The 18,986-nt window shown below is 68.9% G+C and carries 18 protein-coding genes, 1 tRNA gene and 1 pseudogene; 10 read left to right on the forward strand and 10 right to left on the reverse strand.

The features are described from left to right. Positions 1-150: 150 nt before the first annotated feature. The 3 genes from ACFVXE_RS36720 (at position 151) to ACFVXE_RS36730 (ending at position 2,823) form a co-directional block, all read left to right on the forward strand. The gene (locus ACFVXE_RS36720; protein ID WP_030925921.1) at positions 151-726 is read left to right on the forward strand and encodes a TerD family protein; all 576 of its coding nucleotides are present in this window, start codon (positions 151-153) and stop codon (positions 724-726) included. Between the two features lie 71 nt (positions 727-797). Continuing rightward, positions 798-1,943 (forward strand): DUF475 domain-containing protein, encoded by a 1,146-nt coding sequence (locus ACFVXE_RS36725; protein ID WP_389677876.1) that lies wholly within the window; start codon positions 798-800, stop codon positions 1,941-1,943. A gap of 145 nt (positions 1,944-2,088) precedes the next feature. After that, positions 2,089-2,823 (forward strand): Tellurium resistance, encoded by a 735-nt coding sequence (locus tag ACFVXE_RS36730; protein ID WP_389677878.1) that lies wholly within the window; start codon positions 2,089-2,091, stop codon positions 2,821-2,823. Between the two features lie 82 nt (positions 2,824-2,905). Here ACFVXE_RS36730 and ACFVXE_RS36735 read toward each other — a convergent pair whose 3' ends face one another. Beyond that, entirely contained in the window at positions 2,906-3,796 is an 891-nt protein-coding gene (locus ACFVXE_RS36735; RefSeq protein ID WP_389677880.1) for a TerD family protein, read from the reverse strand. Positions 3,797-4,016: 220 nt separating this feature from the next. Between ACFVXE_RS36735 and ACFVXE_RS36740 the strand changes: the two genes are divergently transcribed. From ACFVXE_RS36740 to ACFVXE_RS36755, 4 genes are all read left to right on the forward strand, one after another. Beyond that, positions 4,017-5,180 (forward strand): HpcH/HpaI aldolase/citrate lyase family protein, encoded by a 1,164-nt coding sequence (locus tag ACFVXE_RS36740; protein ID WP_389677882.1) that lies wholly within the window; start codon positions 4,017-4,019, stop codon positions 5,178-5,180. A 10-nt stretch (positions 5,181-5,190) separates the two neighbouring features. Beyond that, positions 5,191-7,737 carry a phosphoribosyltransferase gene (locus tag ACFVXE_RS36745; protein ID WP_389677884.1) on the forward strand — a complete coding sequence of 849 codons (2,547 nt, stop codon included), beginning with the start codon at positions 5,191-5,193 and terminating at the stop codon, positions 7,735-7,737. Positions 7,738-7,778: 41 nt separating this feature from the next. Beyond that, positions 7,779-8,588 carry an HAD family hydrolase gene (locus ACFVXE_RS36750; protein WP_389677885.1) on the forward strand — a complete coding sequence of 270 codons (810 nt, stop codon included), beginning with the start codon at positions 7,779-7,781 and terminating at the stop codon, positions 8,586-8,588. Between the two features lie 213 nt (positions 8,589-8,801). After that, complete coding sequence (locus ACFVXE_RS36755; protein WP_389677887.1) at positions 8,802-9,461, forward strand: O-methyltransferase; 660 nt, start codon at positions 8,802-8,804, stop codon at positions 9,459-9,461. Positions 9,462-9,505: 44 nt separating this feature from the next. On the opposite strand, the gene ACFVXE_RS36760 is transcribed toward ACFVXE_RS36755, so the two are convergent. The 4 genes from ACFVXE_RS36760 to ACFVXE_RS36775 form a co-directional block, all read right to left on the reverse strand. Continuing rightward, positions 9,506-9,727 carry a zinc ribbon domain-containing protein gene (locus ACFVXE_RS36760; RefSeq protein ID WP_389677888.1) on the reverse strand — a complete coding sequence of 74 codons (222 nt, stop codon included), beginning with the start codon at positions 9,725-9,727 and terminating at the stop codon, positions 9,506-9,508. 99 nt (positions 9,728-9,826) lie between these two features. Continuing rightward, positions 9,827-10,441, reverse strand: a complete 615-nt coding sequence (locus tag ACFVXE_RS36765; protein ID WP_389677890.1) for a DUF4383 domain-containing protein — start codon at positions 10,439-10,441, stop codon at positions 9,827-9,829. 57 nt (positions 10,442-10,498) lie between these two features. Continuing rightward, complete coding sequence (locus tag ACFVXE_RS36770; RefSeq protein WP_389677891.1) at positions 10,499-11,866, reverse strand: hypothetical protein; 1,368 nt, start codon at positions 11,864-11,866, stop codon at positions 10,499-10,501. A 71-nt stretch (positions 11,867-11,937) separates the two neighbouring features. Further along, positions 11,938-12,726 carry a hypothetical protein gene (locus tag ACFVXE_RS36775; protein WP_389677893.1) on the reverse strand — a complete coding sequence of 263 codons (789 nt, stop codon included), beginning with the start codon at positions 12,724-12,726 and terminating at the stop codon, positions 11,938-11,940. 282 nt (positions 12,727-13,008) lie between these two features. Between ACFVXE_RS36775 and ACFVXE_RS36780 the strand changes: the two genes are divergently transcribed. Beyond that, positions 13,009-13,080, forward strand: a tRNA-Val gene (locus ACFVXE_RS36780). A gap of 980 nt (positions 13,081-14,060) precedes the next feature. On the opposite strand, the gene ACFVXE_RS36785 is transcribed toward ACFVXE_RS36780, so the two are convergent. After that, on the reverse strand, positions 14,061-15,245 hold the full coding sequence (locus ACFVXE_RS36785; RefSeq protein WP_389677895.1) for a helix-turn-helix domain-containing protein: 1,185 nt from the start codon (positions 15,243-15,245) through the stop codon (positions 14,061-14,063). 122 nt (positions 15,246-15,367) lie between these two features. Here ACFVXE_RS36785 and ACFVXE_RS36790 point away from each other — a divergent pair, with 122 nt between their 5' ends. Further along, complete coding sequence (locus ACFVXE_RS36790; protein WP_389677896.1) at positions 15,368-15,940, forward strand: flavoprotein; 573 nt, start codon at positions 15,368-15,370, stop codon at positions 15,938-15,940. Continuing rightward, positions 15,921-16,124 carry a hypothetical protein gene (locus ACFVXE_RS36795; RefSeq protein ID WP_389677897.1) on the forward strand — a complete coding sequence of 68 codons (204 nt, stop codon included), beginning with the start codon at positions 15,921-15,923 and terminating at the stop codon, positions 16,122-16,124. The genes ACFVXE_RS36790 and ACFVXE_RS36795 overlap by 20 nt, the downstream gene beginning before the upstream one ends. Before the next feature lie 339 nt (positions 16,125-16,463). Here the strand turns inward: ACFVXE_RS36795 and ACFVXE_RS36800 are convergent, their stop codons facing one another. The 4 genes and pseudogenes from ACFVXE_RS36800 to ACFVXE_RS36815 form a co-directional block, all read right to left on the reverse strand. Beyond that, positions 16,464-17,144 carry a hypothetical protein gene (locus tag ACFVXE_RS36800; RefSeq protein WP_389677899.1) on the reverse strand — a complete coding sequence of 227 codons (681 nt, stop codon included), beginning with the start codon at positions 17,142-17,144 and terminating at the stop codon, positions 16,464-16,466. Positions 17,145-18,095: 951 nt separating this feature from the next. After that, on the reverse strand, positions 18,096-18,356 hold the full coding sequence (locus ACFVXE_RS36805; RefSeq protein ID WP_389677901.1) for a hypothetical protein: 261 nt from the start codon (positions 18,354-18,356) through the stop codon (positions 18,096-18,098). Then, positions 18,353-18,604, reverse strand: coding sequence for a hypothetical protein (locus tag ACFVXE_RS36810; protein ID WP_389677903.1), 252 nt, complete (start codon positions 18,602-18,604; stop codon positions 18,353-18,355). Before ACFVXE_RS36810 ends, ACFVXE_RS36805 begins: the two co-directional genes overlap by 4 nt. A gap of 2 nt (positions 18,605-18,606) precedes the next feature. Continuing rightward, a pseudogene (locus ACFVXE_RS36815) lies at positions 18,607-18,986 on the reverse strand (hypothetical protein); the annotation flags it as partial.

Consider the following 18,986-nt stretch of genomic DNA (forward strand, 5'->3'; position numbering starts at 1 on the left):
CCCCACTCCGGGGGCCCGCTTCTTTTTTTTATAAGCCCCCGGGGGGGCCCCCCCGGGCCCCCCCCCCCCCCGCCCCCGCCCGGCCCCCCCCCCGGGGCGCCCCCGGACGCGCTCAACAGACGGTTCATCGACTCGGGGAGGACTCACACCATGGGCGTCACGCTCGCCAAGGGAGGCAATGTCTCCCTCTCCAAGGCCGCACCCAACCTCACCCAGGTGCTCGTCGGCCTCGGCTGGGACGCACGATCCACCACGGGCGCCGACTTCGACCTCGACGCCAGCGCACTGCTGTGCCAGTCGGGCCGGGTCCTCGGCGACGAGTGGTTCGTGTTCTACAACAACCTCACGAGCCCGGACGGCTCCGTGGAACATACGGGCGACAACCTCACCGGTGAGGGCGAGGGCGACGACGAGTCGATCATCGTGAACCTCACCCAGGTCCCCGCCCACTGCGACAAGATCGTTTTCCCGGTCTCGATCCATGAGGCCGACAACCGCGGCCAGACATTCGGCCAGGTCAGCAATGCGTTCATCCGTGTGGTGAACCAGGCCGACGGACAGGAACTCGCCCGCTACGACCTGAGTGAGGACGCCTCGACGGAGACCGCGATGATCTTCGGAGAGCTCTACCGGTACAGCGGCGAGTGGAAGTTCCGTGCGGTGGGACAGGGGTACGCGTCGGGACTTCGGGGCATCGCTCTAGACTTCGGGGTCAACGTTTCGTAAAGCCGCGCACGGCGCGGGGGAGCCCCGCACACATCCGGGGGAGACCCGTTTCACACACGATGGGGTAGCCAGTGCTTCTGAAAACCTTCGGCTGGTCGTTCGCGATTACCGCGCTCGGCCTGGTCGCAGCGGTGTTCTACGGGGGGTGGGAGGCCCTCGGGGTGGTCGCGATCCTTTCCGTCCTCGAGATCTCGCTGTCCTTCGACAATGCGGTGGTCAACGCCGGAATCCTGAAGAAGATGAATGCCTTCTGGCAGAAGATCTTCCTCACGGTCGGTGTCCTCATCGCGGTCTTCGGTATGCGGCTGGTCTTCCCCGTCGTGATCGTGGCCATCACCGCCAAGTTGGGTCCCATCGAGGCGGTCGATCTCTCGTTCAACCAGCCCGACCGATATCAGGAACTGGTCACGGACGCCCACCCGGCGATCGCCTCCTTCGGTGGCATGTTCCTGCTGATGATCTTCCTCGACTTCATCTTCGAGGAGCGTGACATCCAGTGGCTGCGCTGGATCGAGCGTCCGCTCGCCAAGCTCGGCAAGGTCGACATGCTGTCGGTCTGTATCGCGCTCATCGTGCTGCTGATCTCGGCCATGACCTTCGCGACCCAAGCACACCAGCACGGCGGCGGTCACGCGGACAAGGCGGAGACCGTTCTGCTCGCGGGCGTCGCGGGTCTGATCACGTACCTCATCGTCGGCGGTCTCTCCGGCTACTTCGAGAACAAGCTCGAGGAAGAGGAGGAGCGCGAGCACGAGGCCGAGGAAGAGGCCAAGAAGAGCGGCAAGAAGCTCTCCGCGGTGGTCCTCTCCGGCAAGGCCGCGTTCTTCATGTTCCTCTATCTCGAGGTGCTCGACGCGTCCTTCTCGTTCGACGGCGTCATCGGCGCCTTCGCCATCACCAACAACATCGTGCTGATGGCCCTCGGCCTCGGTATCGGCGCCATGTACGTCCGGTCGCTCACGGTCTACCTGGTCCGTCAGGGCACCCTCGACGACTACGTCTACCTGGAGCACGGCGCGCACTACGCGATCGGCGCGCTGTCCGTCATCCTGCTCGTCACCATCCAGTACGAGATCAACGAGATCATCACCGGCCTCGTCGGCGTCGTGCTGATCGCCTGGTCCTTCTGGTCCTCGGTCCGGCGCAACAAGGCGCTGGAGGCCGGAGGCGGCGACGACAACTCGGGCTCCAAGGCGGAAGTCCCGTCCGGGGTGTGACCCGGTAGGTATTGAGGAACGCTCTCAGCGGGGCGGTCCGTACGGCGACGGTTCCTCGGGGTACACCCCCGGATCCGGCCCGGGGGCCGCCCCGCTGTGATGCGTGCGGGGGCCTGGGCACTTACCGAGACGTGTGGGGGTTGGGATGGCGTTCTGGCACGGCCTGTGGCCGGGGCGGGAAGCACAGTTCGAGTCGGGCAACGCGGCGACCAACTCGATCGTGCTCTCCAAGCGGCACGCCACGGTCTCGCTGACCAAGCAGGGCGCGCTGACCGGCAACCTGCGGGTCAACCTCTCCTGGCAGATGCGTACGTCCGACATCGAGGGCAGGTCGCGGCAGAGCGGTCGGCTGCTGCGGCCGTTCAAGCTCTTCCAGCCCGACGTGGTCCAGGCGCACACCCAGGGCGTGGTCAACGTGGATCTGGACCTGGGCTGCATGTACGAGCTGATGGACGGCACCAAGGGCGTGGTGCAGCCGCTCGGCAATCTGATCGGCGACCTGAACGGGCCGCCGTACATCCGGCTCAGCGGGGACGACCGCTTCGGGGCGCCGTCGGGGGAGACCGTCTACGTCAACCTCGACCAGCGGGAGAAGATCAAGCGGCTGCTCTTCTTCGTCTACATCTACGACCAGACCCCGGCGTTCGACCGTACGCACGCCAAGGTGACGCTCTATCCCGGCAACGGTCCCCGGATCGAGATCGAGCTCGACGAGCGGGCGCCGCAGGCACGCTCGTGCGCCGTGTTCACCGTGGAGAACGTCAAGGGCGAGCTGATCGTGCGACGCGAGGTGAAGTTCGTCTACGGCTTCCAGTCGGAGCTGGACCGGCTGTACGGCTGGGGGATGCAGTGGGGGCGCGGCTACAAGTCCCGTGCCTGAGCGTCCCGTGCCTGAGCGCCGCCACGGGCCGCGGCGGTACGCGCGTCCCGTGCCGCGACGGGTGCCGGCGGCGCGGCTGCGGTCAGGACCGGACGAACTGCGGCCCCTGGGGCGGCAGGACGAAGTTCGGGTCCGGGGCGGGCGCGGCGGCGGCCGCGGGCTGCGGATAGCCGTACGCGGGCTGCGCGGCGGTCGGCTGCGGGTACCCGTAGGCGGGCCGCGGAGCGGGCGCAGCCGCGGTGGGCTGCGGGTAGCCGTACGCGGGCTGCGGAGCCGGGGCGGCCGCCGGGGGCTGTGGATAGCCGTACGCGGGCTGCTGGTGCAGGACCGTGGCCTGGGAGTCGGGGCCGGGCGCCGGTGCCGGGGGAAACGCGGGGGTGGCCGTCGGCGCCGCGGGTGCGTGTGCCGGATCGGGCTCGACCGCGGCCTCGGCCTCGTCGACCGAGATGCCGAACGCGGTCGCCAGGCCGATGAGGCCGGTCGGGTATCCCTGGCCGACCGCCCGGAATTTCCAGCCATCGCCGCGACGGTAGAGCTCGCCGCAGATGATCGCGGTTTCCTCGCCCGTCTCCGGCCGGACATCGAATATGGCGAGCGGGTCTCCGCCCGCCGACGCGGCGTCGTACAGCAGGATGCGGAGATCATGGACCTGCTGGAAGGCGGCCCCGTCGGAGGAGGCGGCGATGACCACCTGTTCGACCGAGAGGTCGAGCGCGCCCAGGTCGGCCTCGACGGTGTCGGTGAGCCCTTCGGCGACACTGCGCTTGGGCAGCCGTCGTACCAGGCCGGATGGGTGCCGGGGCTGGTTGTAGAAGACGAAGTCCTCGTCGGACCGCACGCGGCCACCGGCGCCGAGGAGCAGGGCCGAGGCATCCACATCGGGGACCCCGGGGCCCGGGGTCCAGCGCAGCACGGCCCGTACGGCCATGGCATCGAGGGGGACGTTCGAGCCCTTCAGCATCGCGTGCGTCATGGCGGTCATCCTGCCTGCTGGCTGCCCGGGCAGACAACGCGGGGGGCACAACCCGTGGGCAGGCAGTACGCCGGAACTACGCGTTCCGGAGTGTGCGGACCCATCGGGAAATGGACGAGTTACCCGAAATTCATGCACGTGGGGAACTGTCGACACCTGTCCGAACGTACTATTACCGGCCATACGTTGTCCGGCCTGTCAGGCAGTACGGGGGAATCACATGCGTCATTTCGGGCACATCTCGCCCGCTGCGCGGGAAGGCCTGTTCATCCAGGAGCCGTGCGAATTCGGGCTGGACTCACCCGCCCGGACGCTCTCGGCGGCTCTGGGTGCGACTCTCTACTGCCCGGCCACCCGGCCGCGGCTCGCGGACGACGTCATCAAGCAGGCCGGACGCGGTGTCGTCTCGATGGTGCTGTGCCTGGAGGATTCGATCGACGACTCCGAGGTGGCGGACGCCGAGGACAACCTGGTCAGGCAGTTCACCGACCTCGCGGCGCGCGGCGCCGAGGTGCCGCTGCTCTTCATCCGGGTCCGCGAACCGGAACAGATAACCGACCTGGTGCGCCGTCTCGGCAGTTCCGTCCAATTGTTGTCCGGTTTTGTACTTCCTAAGTTCACCGAAGAGCGTGGCGTGCCGTTCATGGAGGCACTCACCAAGGCGGAGACGGCCGGGGGCCGGCGCCTGTTCGCCATGCCCGTCCTGGAATCGCCCGAGCTGCTGCACCTGGAGAGCCGGGCGGCGACGCTCCAGGGAATCGCCCGCACCGTGGAGACGTACCGGGACCGGGTGCTCGCCCTGCGGCTCGGGGTCACCGACTTCTGCTCGGCGTACGGACTGCGCAGGGCCCCCGACATGACGGCGTACGACGTCCAGCTCATCGCCGCGGTCATAGCCGACGTGGTCAACGTGCTGGGCCGCGCCGACGGCACGGGCTTCACCATCACCGGACCGGTGTGGGAGTACTTCCGGCTCCAGGAACGCATGTTCAAGCCGCAGCTGCGCCGCAGCCCCTTCCAGGAGGGCCGGGCCGAGGGGCTGCGAACCGAGCTGATCGAGCACGACCTGGACGGGCTGCTGCGGGAGATCGAGCTCGACCGGGCCAACGGTCTGCTGGGCAAGACCTGTATCCATCCCTCGCACGTCGCACCCGTGCACGCACTGTCCGTGGTCAGCCACGAGGAGTTCAGCGACGCGCAGGACATCCTGCGGCCGGAGCGGGGCGGCGGCGGAGTGATGCGTTCCGCATATACGAACAAAATGAACGAAGTGAAGCCGCACCGCGCGTGGGCCGAGCGCACGCTGCGGCGGGCGGAGGTCTTCGGCGTGGCGAAGGAAGACGTCGGGTTCGTGGAGCTGCTGACCGCGGGCCTGGCGGAATGAGCGCGGTCCGATGAGCGGGCGCGCGGCAAGGAAAGAGACGGCGAACGTGGTGTGGTCGGGTAGCTGGGTGGCAGAGCGGCTGGGCGTCGAGCTCGTCGGCGACGGGAAGCCCGAAGGCGACGGCGAGCTCCGGGAACTGCTGGGCCTCGCCCTGCGCCGCAACCCCAAGCGGGCACATCTGCTGGTCTCCAATGTGCTGGGCAAGCATGTGCCGCAGCGTCCCTCCGTCGTGTACGGCGCGGGGTTCGAGCTCGGCCGGCGGGTGCGCGAACTCCTCGGGGAGGCGGAGGCACGCCGGGCGGTGGTGCTCGGATACGCGGAGACGGCCACCGGCCTCGGCCACGCGGTCGCCGACGGGCTGGGCGTGGCGCCGTACCTCCACTCGACACGGCGCCCGGTCGAGGGTGTGGCCCGGGCGGGCGGCTTCGAGGAGTCGCACTCGCACGCGACCTCCCATCTGCTGCTGCCGGAGGACCCGCACCTGCTGGGAAGCGGCACCGCGAGCGGCGACGGGCCCGCCGGGACACCGTTGGTACTGGTGGACGACGAATTCTCCACCGGCAACACCGTGCTCAACACGATCCGGGCGCTGCACGAGCTCCGTCCACGCGACCGGTACGTCATCGTGGCCCTGGTGGACATGCGGTCGGCGGCAGACCGGGACCGGCTGACCGCGTTCGCCGCCGAGATCGGGGCGCGCGTCGACCTGGTCGCGAGGGGAACGGGGACGGTCCGCCTCCCGGACGGTGTCCTGGCCAGGGGCCAGGCACTGGTGGCCGCCCACGAATCGGCACAGGCGGTGGCCGAGGCGGCCGCGACCGCCACCGGTATCGGTATCGGTGCCGTGTCCGGCGCCGGCCGCAGCTGCACCCGGGTCGAGCTGCGGTGGCCCGCCGGAGTGCCCGACGGCGGACGGCACGGCTTCACGCCGGCCCACCGCGAGATGCTCGAATCGGCCCTTCCCGCGATGGGCGCCCGCATCGCCGGGGCCTTGGGCGGCGACGCCCGCCGCGTCCTCGTCCTCGGCTTCGAGGAGCTGATGTACGCGCCGCTCCGGCTCGGCACCGCCCTGGAGGAGCACATCGACGCCGAGGTGCGCTACTCGACCACCACGCGGTCCCCCGTCCTCGCCGTCGACGACCCCGGCTACGCGATACGCAGCCGGCTGGTCTTCCCGGCCCACGACAACCCGGCCGACGGCCCCGGGGACCGTTACGCCTACAACGTCGCGGGCGCCGGCTTCGACGCCGTGGTGGTGGTCGTCGACTCCGCCGCCGACACGCCTGAGCTGCACGCCCCCGACGGCCTCCTGGCGGAACTCGCCGCCCACACCCCCCATGTCCTGCTGGCCGTCGTCCCCTCCTACGTTCCGTCGGCCGCCCCTGCCACCGCCCCCGAGCGACAGGAACCCCCGATGCTGCCCGATCCCCTTCGCGGCCCCCTCTTCTCCTCCTACGCACCCGATGAGGTCGGCTGGCTGCTCCAGGACCTCTCGGACACCGAACTGGAGGCGCCCACGGAGGAACGCGAGGAGGCGATACAGAGCGGTGGCGCGCACTACGCCGAGTCGCTGCCCGTCGAGTACCAGCCGTCCGCCCAGTACCAGGACCTCTTCAAGGCGGCACTCGACCTGTCTGCCGCCCGCATCGCGCGGGCCGTCGGCACCGTCACCGAGACGGTCCTCGCCGAGCGCGGACCCCGCCCCGTTCTGGTCTCCCTCGCCCGGGCCGGCACCCCGGTCGGCGTGCTGATGCGCCGTTGGGCGCAGCACCGCCACGGGCTCGACCTGCCGCACTACGCCGTCTCCATCGTGCGCGGTCGCGGTATCGACGCCAACGCCCTGCGCTGGCTGGCCGCCCACCACGACCCGGCGGACGTCGTCTTCGTGGACGGCTGGACCGGCAAGGGCGCGATCACCCGCGAACTCTCGGCGGCGCTCGCCGAGTTCGACGGCTTCGACCCGGAGATCGCGGTGCTGGCCGACCCGGGCGGCTGCGTCCGGACCTACGGCACCCGCGAGGACTTCCTCATTCCGTCCGCCTGCCTCAACTCCACCGTCTCCGGCCTGATCTCCCGTACCGTCCTCCGGTCCGACCTGGTCGGACCCCATGACTTCCACGGCGCGAAGTTCTACCGCGAGCTCGCGGCCGCCGATGTGTCCGGCCACTTCCTCGACACCGTCACCGCCCACTTCGACGAGGTCGTCGACGCGGTGGACGCCGAGGTCAAGGAGATGCTGGAGGCCGACCGCGCCCCGACGTGGGAGGGCTGGGCCGCCGTCGAACGCATCAGTGAGGAGTACGGCATCCACGACGTGAACCTCGTCAAGCCGGGTGTCGGTGAGACCACCCGCGTGCTGCTGCGGCGTGTCCCATGGAAGATCCTCGCCAAGCGCGGCGCCGGTACCGACCTCGAACACATCCGTCTGCTGGCCGAGCAGCGCGGCGTGCCGGTCGAGGAGGTCGACGAACTCCCGTACACCTGTGTCGGGCTGATCCACCCGAAGTACACCCGGGGAGCGACGGGCGCGGACGGCACATCGGTGGCGTCCAAGTGACTGCCCCGACGGCTGCGACCGGTCCGGCCACGCCCGTGACCGTGGTTGCCAGCGACCTCGACCGCACCCTCATCTATTCGACGGCGGCACTCCAGCTCGCCATGCCGGACGCCGACGCACCCCGGCTGCTCTGCGTCGAGATGTACGGGAACAAGCCGCTCTCCTACCTGACGGAGACCGCCGCCGCCCTCCTCGACCAACTGGCCCGCACCACGGTCTTCGTGCCCACGACCACCCGCTCCCGCGAGCAGTACCAGCGCATCAGCCTCCCGGGCCCCGCACCGAAGTTCGCCATCTGCGCCAATGGCGGACACCTCCTGGTCGACGGGGTCTCCGACCCGGACTGGCAGGACCGGGTGGCCCGCCGGCTCGCCGACGAATGCGCCTCGCTCGCCGAGGTCCGCGCCCACCTCGTCTCCACCGCGGACCCCGCCTGGCTGCTGAAGGAGCGGGTCGCCGAGGACCTCTTCGCCTACCTCGTCGTCGAACGCTCCCTGCTGCCCGCGGACTGGGTGCGGGAACTCGCGGAGTGGGCGGAGCCCCGCGGCTGGACCGTGTCCCTCCAGGGCCGCAAGATCTACGCCGTACCCCGGCCGCTCACCAAGAGCGCCGCGATGCACGAGGTGGCCCGCCGCGCCGGTGCCACCCTCACCCTCGCCGCCGGCGACTCGCTCCTCGACGCCGACCTGCTGCTCGCCGCCGACCGCGCCTGGCGCCCGGGCCACGGCGAACTCGCCGACACGGACTGGAGCGCCCCGCACATCGACGTACTGGCGGAACGCGGTGTGTTGGCGGGGGAGGAGATCCTCCGGCGGTTCATCCTGGCTTCCGCCCGGGCGCAGGTCCTCTGACACCTGCGCCGCCCGCCGGGGCGGCGTCCGCGACCCCCCGGCCTCGCCCGGCCGTCCGCATCCCACCGGGGCGCGCCGGGCGGAACACCCCCGACGCCGTCTTAGCGCGCGCCGACAGGGAACAGTGGCTCCGGCCGCCGTGTCCCCCGCCGCACGCCGGCATCCGGGGACCGGACCACCAGCCTGCCCGGACGGGCGGAGAGGGATTGTGCGATGACCAAGGGAAACGCCACAAAGATCACGGACGAGCTCTACGCGTACATGCTGGCGCACAATCCGCCGCTCGACGCGGTGCAGCGTGAGCTCGTCGAGACCACCTACGCACGCCTTCCGGACCGGGCCGGCATGCAGTCCTCCGAGGAGCAGGCGCCGCTGCTCGCCTTCCTCGTACGGCTGACCGGGGCCCGGCACATCGTCGAGGTCGGGACGTTCACCGGGTTCTCGGCGCTGGCGATGGCGCAGGCGCTGCCCGCCGACGGACGGCTGATCGCCTGCGACATCTCGGAGGAATGGACCGCCTACGGCCGCGAGGCGTGGGAGAAGGCAGGTGTCGCCGACCGGATCGAGCTGCGCATCGCTCCTGCACTCGACACCCTGCGGGCGATGCCGTCGGAACCGCACATCGATCTCGCCTACCTGGACGCGGACAAGGGGAACTACGTCCCGTACTGGGAGGAGCTGGTGCCCCGGATGCGGCAGGGCGGCCTCGTCGTCACGGACAACGTGCTGTTCCACGGAGGCGTGACCGACCCGCAGGCGACCGGGGGAGCGGCGGCGATCAAGGAGTTCAACGACCATGTGGCCGCCGATCCGCGGATGGACAGCGTGCTGCTCACCGTGGCGGACGGGCTGACACTCTCCCGTAAGCGGTAGGGCCCGCCGCCCGCCGGATCACCCCGGTCGACGGGCCACCGGGGTCAGCCGCAGCAGCCCCCGCCGCAGCAGCCCCCGCCGCCGCCGCCCGACGGCGCGGCGGGCGCGGAACCGGCCGACGACCCGCCCACGGCGACGGTGGAGAGAAGCTTCACGGTGTCCTCGTGCCCGGCGGGGCACGAGGCAGGGGCCGACGACTCCGCCATCGGACGGCTGAGTTCGAACGTGTCTCCGCAGGAGCGGCAGCGGTACTCGTAACGAGGCATGACCCCAGGCTAACCGGCTGCGGTCTCCTGCGACGGCATCCGGCCTCGCCGGTTCATGAGGGACAGTCACGAACTCCTGCCACCGCGAACGGCGTTCGGCTACGGAGGCGCGATCGGCATGGACGGCCGCCGGGAACGGCTCCGCTCCTCCAGAGCGGCCTCCTCGGGGTGACGGGCCTGCCAGTACGGGTTGTCGTGGGGAAGACCGCCACTGACCCTCCCGTACATCCCGAACATCATCAGCATCAGCCCGACGACAAAGCTGAACAGGACGTTCTGCATGTGGAAGGCGAGGAAGTTGAAGCCGGTGTCGAGCAGCGCGAGATTGATGAAACCGCTGAGGATGAACGCGATACCGAGAACCATGTTGAGCGTCGAGGCGAAGTTGCCGCCGATCACCATCCCGACGAACAGGAGCAGACCGACGCAGATGGAGAGGATGCTCAGCGCGCCGTTGGTGTTCAGGCCCGCGATCGTGTGGCCGCCCGTGTCGAAGATGCCGATCTTGTCGATGAGGCCGAGGATGCCGAAGGCGACCAGCACCAGTCCCATCAGCCCTGCCCCGATGCGGTAGACACGGCTGAGCCGGTGATCGACCGGGAGTTGCTCGTCGAGTCGGGCGACCTTGTTCCGTGGCGCCGGCCGACGTCCCGGAGACTGTCCGGGGTGCCGTGCGTGTCGCCGCGGGAGATGCAGCGAATGGGTGGCGGCCATGGTGCCTCCTTCCGCTACCACCAGCATCCGCCCCGCCCCGGGCCCGGACAACTCGGCTCAGCCGCCGGCGCCCCGCTCCTCACGGATCTCGGACACCACCCGCGCAGCCGTCCGCCGCACCGCTTCGGTCTCGGTCAGGAAGTGCCAGTAGTCGGGGTGACGGCCCTCCAGTCCGGCGACGGCATGCTCCAGCCGGACCACCGCGTCGTCCAGCGGCCGGGCGTGGCGGGGCTCCGGCGTATGGCGCCCCGCCATGGCCAGCCGCTGCGCGTCCCGGACCGCGAACCGGGTCCGCTGGATCTCCTGCTGCGGGTCCTTGGACACGTCGTCGAGCCGGTGCAGCCGGTCTCCGGCCGCGGACACGGCCTCGTCCGTCGCGTTGAGCAGGGCCCGCACGGTGGACAGCCGGGAGGTCGCGTCCGCCCAGCGCTGCTCGTCCCGCGCCTTGGCCGCTTCTTTCAGCTTCTCCTCGGCCTGCCGGACGTTGGCCGCCGCCTGCTCGGGCACGGGCTGCAGGTCCTGCCAGCACGCGGCCGAGAAGCGCCGCCGCAGTTCGCTCAGGACCGGCTCCACCGAACCGGCACGCGTGGTCAGAGCCTGGGCACGGGTACGCAGCGACACCAGCCGGTGGTCGATCTCGGCGGCCCGCTCGGGGAGCTGCACCGCCTCCGCCCGTACGGCCTCGGCGCCACGCAGCACCGCATCGGCGCGCTGCAGCGTCTCCGGCACCCCGTGCCGGCCGGCCCCCTGGTTCAGCTTGGTCAGTTCGGGAGCGAGGGCCGCCAGCCGCGCGGCGAGATCATCCGCTCTCAGTCCGGACGCCCGCACCGCATCGAGAGCGTTGCTCGCACCGAGGAGGGCCTGCCGAGCCCGTTCCACCGCGGGCGCGAGCCGGGCGAGCTGCGTCTCCGCGCTCCCCAGCAGCGGGCCGAGCCCCTGCGCGAACCGGTCCAGATCGCCCTTGACCCGTACCAGCTCGTCCTTGGCACCCGTCAGCTCCGCGCGGGCGCGCGACGCCACCGCGGGCTCCAGGTCGTCCCGGTCCAGGTCGTGGGCGTCGACCGCCGTGATGTACGCATGGCTGGCCTCGTCGATCCGTCGGCCCAGCGCGGCGAAATCGTCCGCGGCCTTGCGCGCGGCGGGCGAACTGTCCACCGCGGTGATCGTCTCGATCGAGATCTGCAGATCGCGCTGGGCCGTGTCCAGCTCGTAGAACGCCTCCGCGGCCGCGTCCTTCGCCGCCTGCGCATCGGCGCGCTGACCACCGCCACGGCCGCCGAACCAGCGCCGCGTACCCCCGCCGGCAAAGGCGGCCGGCAGCGCGGCCACTAGCAACGGCACCGGCAACAGCATCAAACCGAGGACGTCCCTGACGGCGGAATTGCCACCCGCTCCTGCCTGCGGCCGCGCGTGTGTCGCCGTCACATCCCTCTCCCGTGCCGTTCCGCCCTGCCCGGTTCATTCTCCCACCAGGTAAGGACGAACACACGGGCCGGTTAGTTCGCGCTTCGGACCGTGACTTCCCCGTTGTCACTGTGCGCCTTCACCACGTGCGGACTGCTGTCGCTGCGCGGCACCCGCACCGAGGTGCTCCCGTTCCCCGCGGTGGCGGTCACCGCATACGCCCCCGCGTACGCCCCCGGACCGGAACCGCCCGGCAGCTCGATGGTCACGCTCCCGTTGTCACTGACGGTGTCCACCAGGTCCGGCACGGCGGTGAACCCGAGCCGGACCGCCCCGTTGTTCGACTGCGCGGAGACGGACCTGCCGCCGATCCGCTCCGCGACGATGGCTCCGTTGTCGCTCTCCAGCCTCAGCGGCCCGCTGGAGTCCCGGACGGTCACCTTCCCGTTGTCGGAGCGGAGAGTGAGAGGAGTACCGAATCCGGACGCGGTGACCGACCCGTTGTCCCCCTTCACCGTGACCGCGACCCCGCGCGGCACCTTCACCTCGTGCCGCGCCGCACAGTTGCTGATCAGCGCGTCGCACTTCACCCGCAGTGTGAGCGTGCCGCCCCGCATAGCCCAACGGGCATCGGGACCGTTCCCGAACACCACCCACCCGTCGACGCGACGGGTCACCTCGACCCTGTCCACATCGGCCGGCACCAGCTCCACCGCCGTACCGGCGGAGTCGATGGTCAACGACTTCCCGCTCAACGCGAACGACCGGTGCTCGACCGGCGCGCCATCCGCATCCGGGCCACCGCAACCGGTGAGGACCAGGGCGACAAGTACGGCCCCGCCGGAAGCAACGACTGTGCGACTACGGCTGCGAACTGCCACGGCGATCGATCCCCCATCCGTCCCGGCGGACCGTCCCGCCGGCAGGGAACCACCGTAGGCAGCACACCACCCCGGGCCGAATCCGGACGGCCACCGTATGCGGGGTGGGGATATCCCCCGGGTGCGGGGTGCGGGGTGCGGGGCGTGGGGCGTGGGGTGTGCAGTCCGCGGTGGTTTGGCGCCTGGTGCCGTGCCTGCTGCGCCGGTGGCCGGTGGCCGGACGATCCGGGCAACCGTTTGTGAGCACGGGCCCTGCGCCATGTACGCTGTTCCCTCATCCACGGGTGCGTAGCTCAGGGGTAGAGCGCTGCTCTTACAAAGCAGATGTCGGCGGTTCGAAACCGTCCGCGCCCACAGTAGGAAATCGCAGGTGAGAGCCTGAATGGGCCCTCTGATCCACACGGATCGGGGGGCCTTTTCCATGATCGAGGCCACATAGAGGCCACATAAAGTCCACATCGTCCCGAGGCGAAGATCCCTCGTCACTCCATAGAGGGAGTGGAAACGTGGCCGGTACACCGTAGAGTGCGGCGCATGGGAGGGGCAGGTACGTCTCCCCGCGCGCGCCTGACACGCGCCTCCCTGAATCTGTGGCTCTCGGCGGGGAGGCTGGGACCACGGACGAGGCCCCCACCGGGTTTATCGGTGGGGGCCTCTTGCTGTTCAACGTAGACCGCCCCATACCCAAATGGGTACGGGGCGGGACACCCTGACCGAGTCGTGGTGTCTGACGGCGCATAGAGGCGGACACGCGAACGCCTCCGCACCGCTTGGTAGCCGCATCAGCTCAAGTCCGTGCGGCCGCTGGGGATTACCGAGTGGTGCATGTGCCAACGGCACTGGCTCACCCTGGCCGAGTAGCAAGCGCTTCACAACCGGACACATGCGAGTACACACCCACGGGGTGATCTTCGTACGCTTGCCCGAAACCATGATCCATTTACCTGCACCCTGGACACCGTCGGCCTGGTCACATCGGACGCACCTCACGTCCGCCGTGCAGCGGGTCGGCGGACCGAGAATCGGCCCGCTCCGTGCACGCCTCGGTATCGGCGCAGGCACGAGGAAACCATGAGTACGCGGCCCCCTCGGTCGGCCGGGCGCGCTGCTCTCCGAGGTCGATGTCGTCGCCCACCGTGAGGGGGTGCCGGCACCAGACGCAACGCCACCCGCGGCGCTGCTGCTCGGTGAGCTCGTTGACTGGCGGTAAATCCCTCACGGTCATGGCGTGTCCCCGGCTCGTCGTTGATCAGGTACGAGACCAGCGTGACGGGCGGGGAAGCGCTCAACGCTCACAGATTCGTGAGCGTTGGCAGGTCGGGGCGTGAGCGCGACTACAGACCGATCCAGGCGGCCATGTGCCCAAGGCTGTCCGGGGTGCGGCGCGAGATGTGGACCAGGCCCTTGATGGTCTCGCGTGCGCCCGGGTGGTAGCGGGTCTGCTCCGGGGCGGCATGCCGGGCTTCGATGATGCTGGCCAGCGCCGCTTCGGTGCGGCCGGTCTCCATCTCGGAGCGCGCCTTGTCGATGAGGAAGTGGGCGCGCCGCGACGTGGCCAGCGCTGGCGGGATGCTGATCTGTCGAGCCTGGGTCAGGGCTTCGTCGTACTGGCGCATCTCGACAGCCGCGGACATGCGGTGCAGGGCCACGTTCGTTGGGCCGAAGCTGAGCCAGTGGATTTCGGAGGCGTCCCCGGTCTGCTCTGCGCACCGCTTCGCTTCGGCGATGTGAGTGTCGACCGCGGTCTGCTGGTCCGCACGGGCCGCGATGACCGAGGCTCCGAGGTGCAGTTGCCCGGTGACTGCGACGGCCTCCCTCGTTTGCTCTGCTCCGCCGACGATGTCGTGGCCGGCGGTGACGAGGCGCTGTCCGATCGTGTACTCGCCCTCACGGAAATACACCAGAGCCCGCATGTACTGGCGGATCGCGGCGAGACAGGGATCGGAGGCACGGTATGCAGCCCAGTTCATGCGGTCGAGGGCGACCGAGCTGAGGTCGTAGTAGCCGAGCTTCACCGCGACGTCGTGTGCGGTGCGGTACGTCGAGGCGAGGGCCTGCCACAGCTCCGTCGACTGGGCGCGCCACGCCGCGGTCGTGAGCTCAGCGATTGTCGAGGGCAGCCGTCGGGCAGCGTTCCGTAGATGTGTGGCCCGCACCTCGGCGCAGAGTCCTTCGGCGCTGGCGATCAGCTGCTCGGCCGGTCTGTCGGGGATGGTGTCGTCTGCCCCCAGGTCATACAGGTCGAGTGCTTCCCGGATGGGGCGCACGAGTTCGGCGAGTCGGTCCTGCTGCAGTTCGGTCACGTAGGGCTGCCCCGTCAGCGCGGTGACGTCGACCCGGAGGGCCTGGGCGACAGCCGCAACGAAGTCGAGGTTGGCGGGCTTGGCGCCGCATTCGACCTGGTTGAGGAGGCTGTACGAGTACGGGAGACGGTCAGCCAGCTGCCGCTGTGTCAGCCTGGCGAGTTTCCGCTGCTCTCTGATCCGGGCACCCGTGTGGTCGTGGTCCAGTCTGGGCATAATGGGCTCCGTTCCTGACTCACCATCTGGAACGGTACTCGCGCTTCTGCGCGGCGGACCCAGCATCGCCCCCGATTCCATCCAGTTCGGGGGCGGTTGCACGTGTGTGGTCGGATGGCGGCATGACGACTCTGTACCTGTTCGGCTCGGCCGCACCGCCCGTCCTTGAGATCGCCGGGGTCATCCAGAGCGCGCAGGCTCGCGGGTGGGATGTGTGCCTCGGGCTGACCCCGACGGCCGCCCGCTGGCTGGAGGCTCAGCTGCCGGAGCTGGAGCGGCTGACCGGACATCCCGTGCGCTCCGAGTACAAGCTGCCCACGGAGCCGGACGTGTGGCCGGAGACGCACGCCATCATGCTCGCGCCGGCCACGTTCAACACGATCAACGAGTGGTCCCTCGGCCTGACGAGCAAGTTCGTTGTCGGGGTGGTCGCGGAGGCGATCGGCAAGGAGATCCCGACGGTGGCCATGCCGTGCGTCAACAGCGCCTATGCGCAGCATCCACAGTTCCACTGGTCGGTGGAGGCCCTGCGGTCGATGGGGGTGACGGTGCTGTATGGCGAGGGTGGCTTCGTGCCGAACCAGCCGGGCGAGCGGCGACCGGAGGGATACCCGTGGCACCTTGCCTTGGACGCAGTCGAGATGATTGTCAGACCCTCCGCTTACGATCCGGCCCGTGGCAATCGAACTGACTGATGCACTGATTGAGCTGGAACGCGCGGCGTGGGCCGAGCAGCGGGAGAACCGGCTGACGTTGGAGACCGCTGTCGGCGTGCAGGCGGCGATCACGGCACATGCAGAGGCGACCGGGCAGTCGCGGTACGAGGTGGAGCGGGAGCTCAAGCGCATCGTTCGGCACCCTGAGCCGGACGCTGGCTGACCCAAACCGCCCCGTGCCCCGGCCCGCCGCCGAGGAGCACCCCCACGAACGCTGTCCTGTGACACCGAAGGTCGAACGGTTTGTCGCGGAGCCTAAAGGCGGTACACGCGCACCGTCTCGTACAGGGCGTTGAGAGCGAGGTCGGTGATGGAGTTGACCGTGTGCTGCATGAGGTTCCCTGGGGTGCTCCGCACGACGGGGCCACCCTTTGGATTGAGTGGCCCCCGCAAGGCGTCGTGCGCCATCACTCCTGGAGGCGTGCCAGGTTGGGGATGTATTACAGTCCCCTGCGACTCAGCTTCCTGGGTGTTCCACGACGACCAGCGTCATGCGGATGTTCTAGTCGTTGACGACTGCCCCACCGCCTTCTACCTGGAACACGTTGAGACTGGCCCGGCAGGTGTTCGTGCCGTCCGAGGCCGTCACCGTGTAGGACCCGAAATGTGTGCCGAGTGGCACACTGTGGCCGTTGGTGGCGAACTGACCCAGCCCGCTGGTAGGAACTCCGAAAGTCGCCCCTGGTACGGAAACTGTGACCGCCGTGTTTGGAGCGAAGCCAGCTCCTCGGACCCGGACATTGTGGCCAACATATACGGACGTGGGACTCACCGAGACGGAGCACTTGCCCTTGGCCTGCGGATTGGTGGGCTTGCAACCCTTGTTGCTGGGATTCTTCCCCGTCGGGTCGTTCTTGGGGCAGGGCTTTACCTTGGTCTTTTCGATCGGCCGAGGAGTGCAACCCCAGTTGGGGTAGTTCTTCCCCTCCCGGTCGTTGATGGGGCATACCCCGCCCTTACCGGGGTTAAGTAGACCACCGCGCCGCGGGGTGCAACCCCCGTTTTTGCTGGGGTTCTTCTTCCCGTCCGGGTCGTTGGTTGGGCAAACCCCGCCCTTGCCGGGCTGCGTATTTTTCTTTACGGGCTCCTCGTTTTTGATGCAACCCCAGTTGCTGGGATTCTTCCCCGTCCGGTCGTTGATGGGGCATATCTTTCCCTTGCCGGGGAACAGGATTTCGATCAAATCCTTCCTTTCGATGCAAGGCCTGTTCTTGGCATTCCTCCCATGCGGGTCGAGAATTGGACACTCTTTGACCTTGGGGGGCTCCGTCTTGCTCGTGCAACCCGGAATTGGCACCTGCGTGCAAGTAAGTTCGAAGTTGGGGGTGTCGTGGCGACCTGTGTCACGACGCTCCGTGTCACGGCGCCCCGTATCGCGACACTCTTGGCTGGAGTTATCCCCGTCCTCGCAGGGCGCGCTGGGCAGACGTGATGCTGAGCCCTCTACGCTGCTGGGTGCGTTTGCTGGCTCTGCGGCTGGCTGCGCGTTCGCGGTTGGCGCCACGCCTAGCGCGAGCGATGCGGAAATGGCTGTAGCTAGAAGCATTCGCGTGACTATTCGGAACATGCCGGTTCCTTAAACTCGCCGTGTTCTGCATTCCGCTCGAGTTCCATCCAGCCATTGCTGTGCCGCTGTGGTGTTTTGTTTGGTGTTGCACCTAAGCGCCACTCTGCATGCCGGGGAAGCGAGTGATGGCTTGAACGTGCGGGCAGCCCTACTTGTCAGTGTGTTCTCCACTCATGTACTTCGCCACCGGGCACCCGACTGGCCCACGGCGGGCGCTAAGGGCACGTCAATTGCGCAGAATTTACCCAAAGGTCGAGTCATCCACGAGACGAGTCAGGGGGGATGTTTTACACTTCCCTGCGACGCAGCTTCCTGGGTTTTCCACGACGACCAGCGTCATCCGGATGTTCTGCTCGTCGACGAGGTTCCCGGCCTGAGCGGCGGCCCCGATCACGGTCCGCGAGTCATCGTCCGCGACCAGGGCATCTCGGGCCTGCATCCACCGCCGACCTGAGACCGAGCTTGAAGTATCGATTGGCACTGCGGCCGGGTCCCATCGGTACGAAGCCGATGACGAAACCGCCCCCTGCCCCGGCCGCAGCCGGAACAGAGGGCGTGATGGTGTGGTCAGCGGAGGAGTGCGAGGATTCCGGTTGCTGTGCCACCCAGGCCGGCCAGGGCGCCGATCGTGGGCAACGGCCAACGGGCCCGCTCCAACGCGCGCAACCGGGTCTCATGGTCGGCAACATCTTTCGTGACCTCGATATAGCTGTCTCTCAGCCCGTCGAGCTTCGTCTCCACCCGGGATACCGCGTCGTGCAGGGATCTCATCTCCTGGTAGATCTGGGATGAGCTGATGTACACGCCCGGGTCTTGGGGCGCGGTCATCCCACCCCTCGGGCGAGACTGGCCGAGTTCTTGTTGTCCTTCAGGCGTGCGGCCAGCCCCTTCAGCAGGGACCAGACTGCGCCGACGCCGCCCGCGCCCGCGGCGTACCACATGCTGCCGTCGAGGGGCGTTGTGATTACGACGCCGCCGAGAAATGCCCCGACGAATGTGGATGCCACGCGCTCGGCGAGGTCGCGCGCGTAGGTCTTAGCGGACGTGACGACGCCTTCCGGGTTGAAGTCAGACATGGTCAGGCGTCCTTACTCTTGATGTTGACGTCGATGACGGCAGACTTGATCGCGGCCTCGACCGCGGTGACGATGGTTGCGGTGTCGGCGCCCATGCCGACCTGCCCGGCGAGGGCAGTGATCGCGGCGCTCATGGCAGCGACCCGCTTGTCTATCGACCGGACGCGGGCCTGCGTGTCCCGCAGGACAGATAGCGCCTGCCAGTTGGGGTTGGTCTTGATGTCGGTCGCGTCGGACGGCGCAGCGATGGCGTCGGTCTTCCACACCGCGTTGAAGATGTCCTGCTTAGACCGACCGGCAAATGGATCACTTGAGGCGTCGGGTGGTGGGGCGGCCATCCCAGCGATAGCGGCTCGTCGAGCGTCGGATGAGCATGCGGAGC

This window comes from Streptomyces sp. NPDC058231 (assembly GCF_042882275.1).
In the GTDB taxonomy this organism is placed as follows: domain Bacteria; phylum Actinomycetota; class Actinomycetes; order Streptomycetales; family Streptomycetaceae; genus Streptomyces.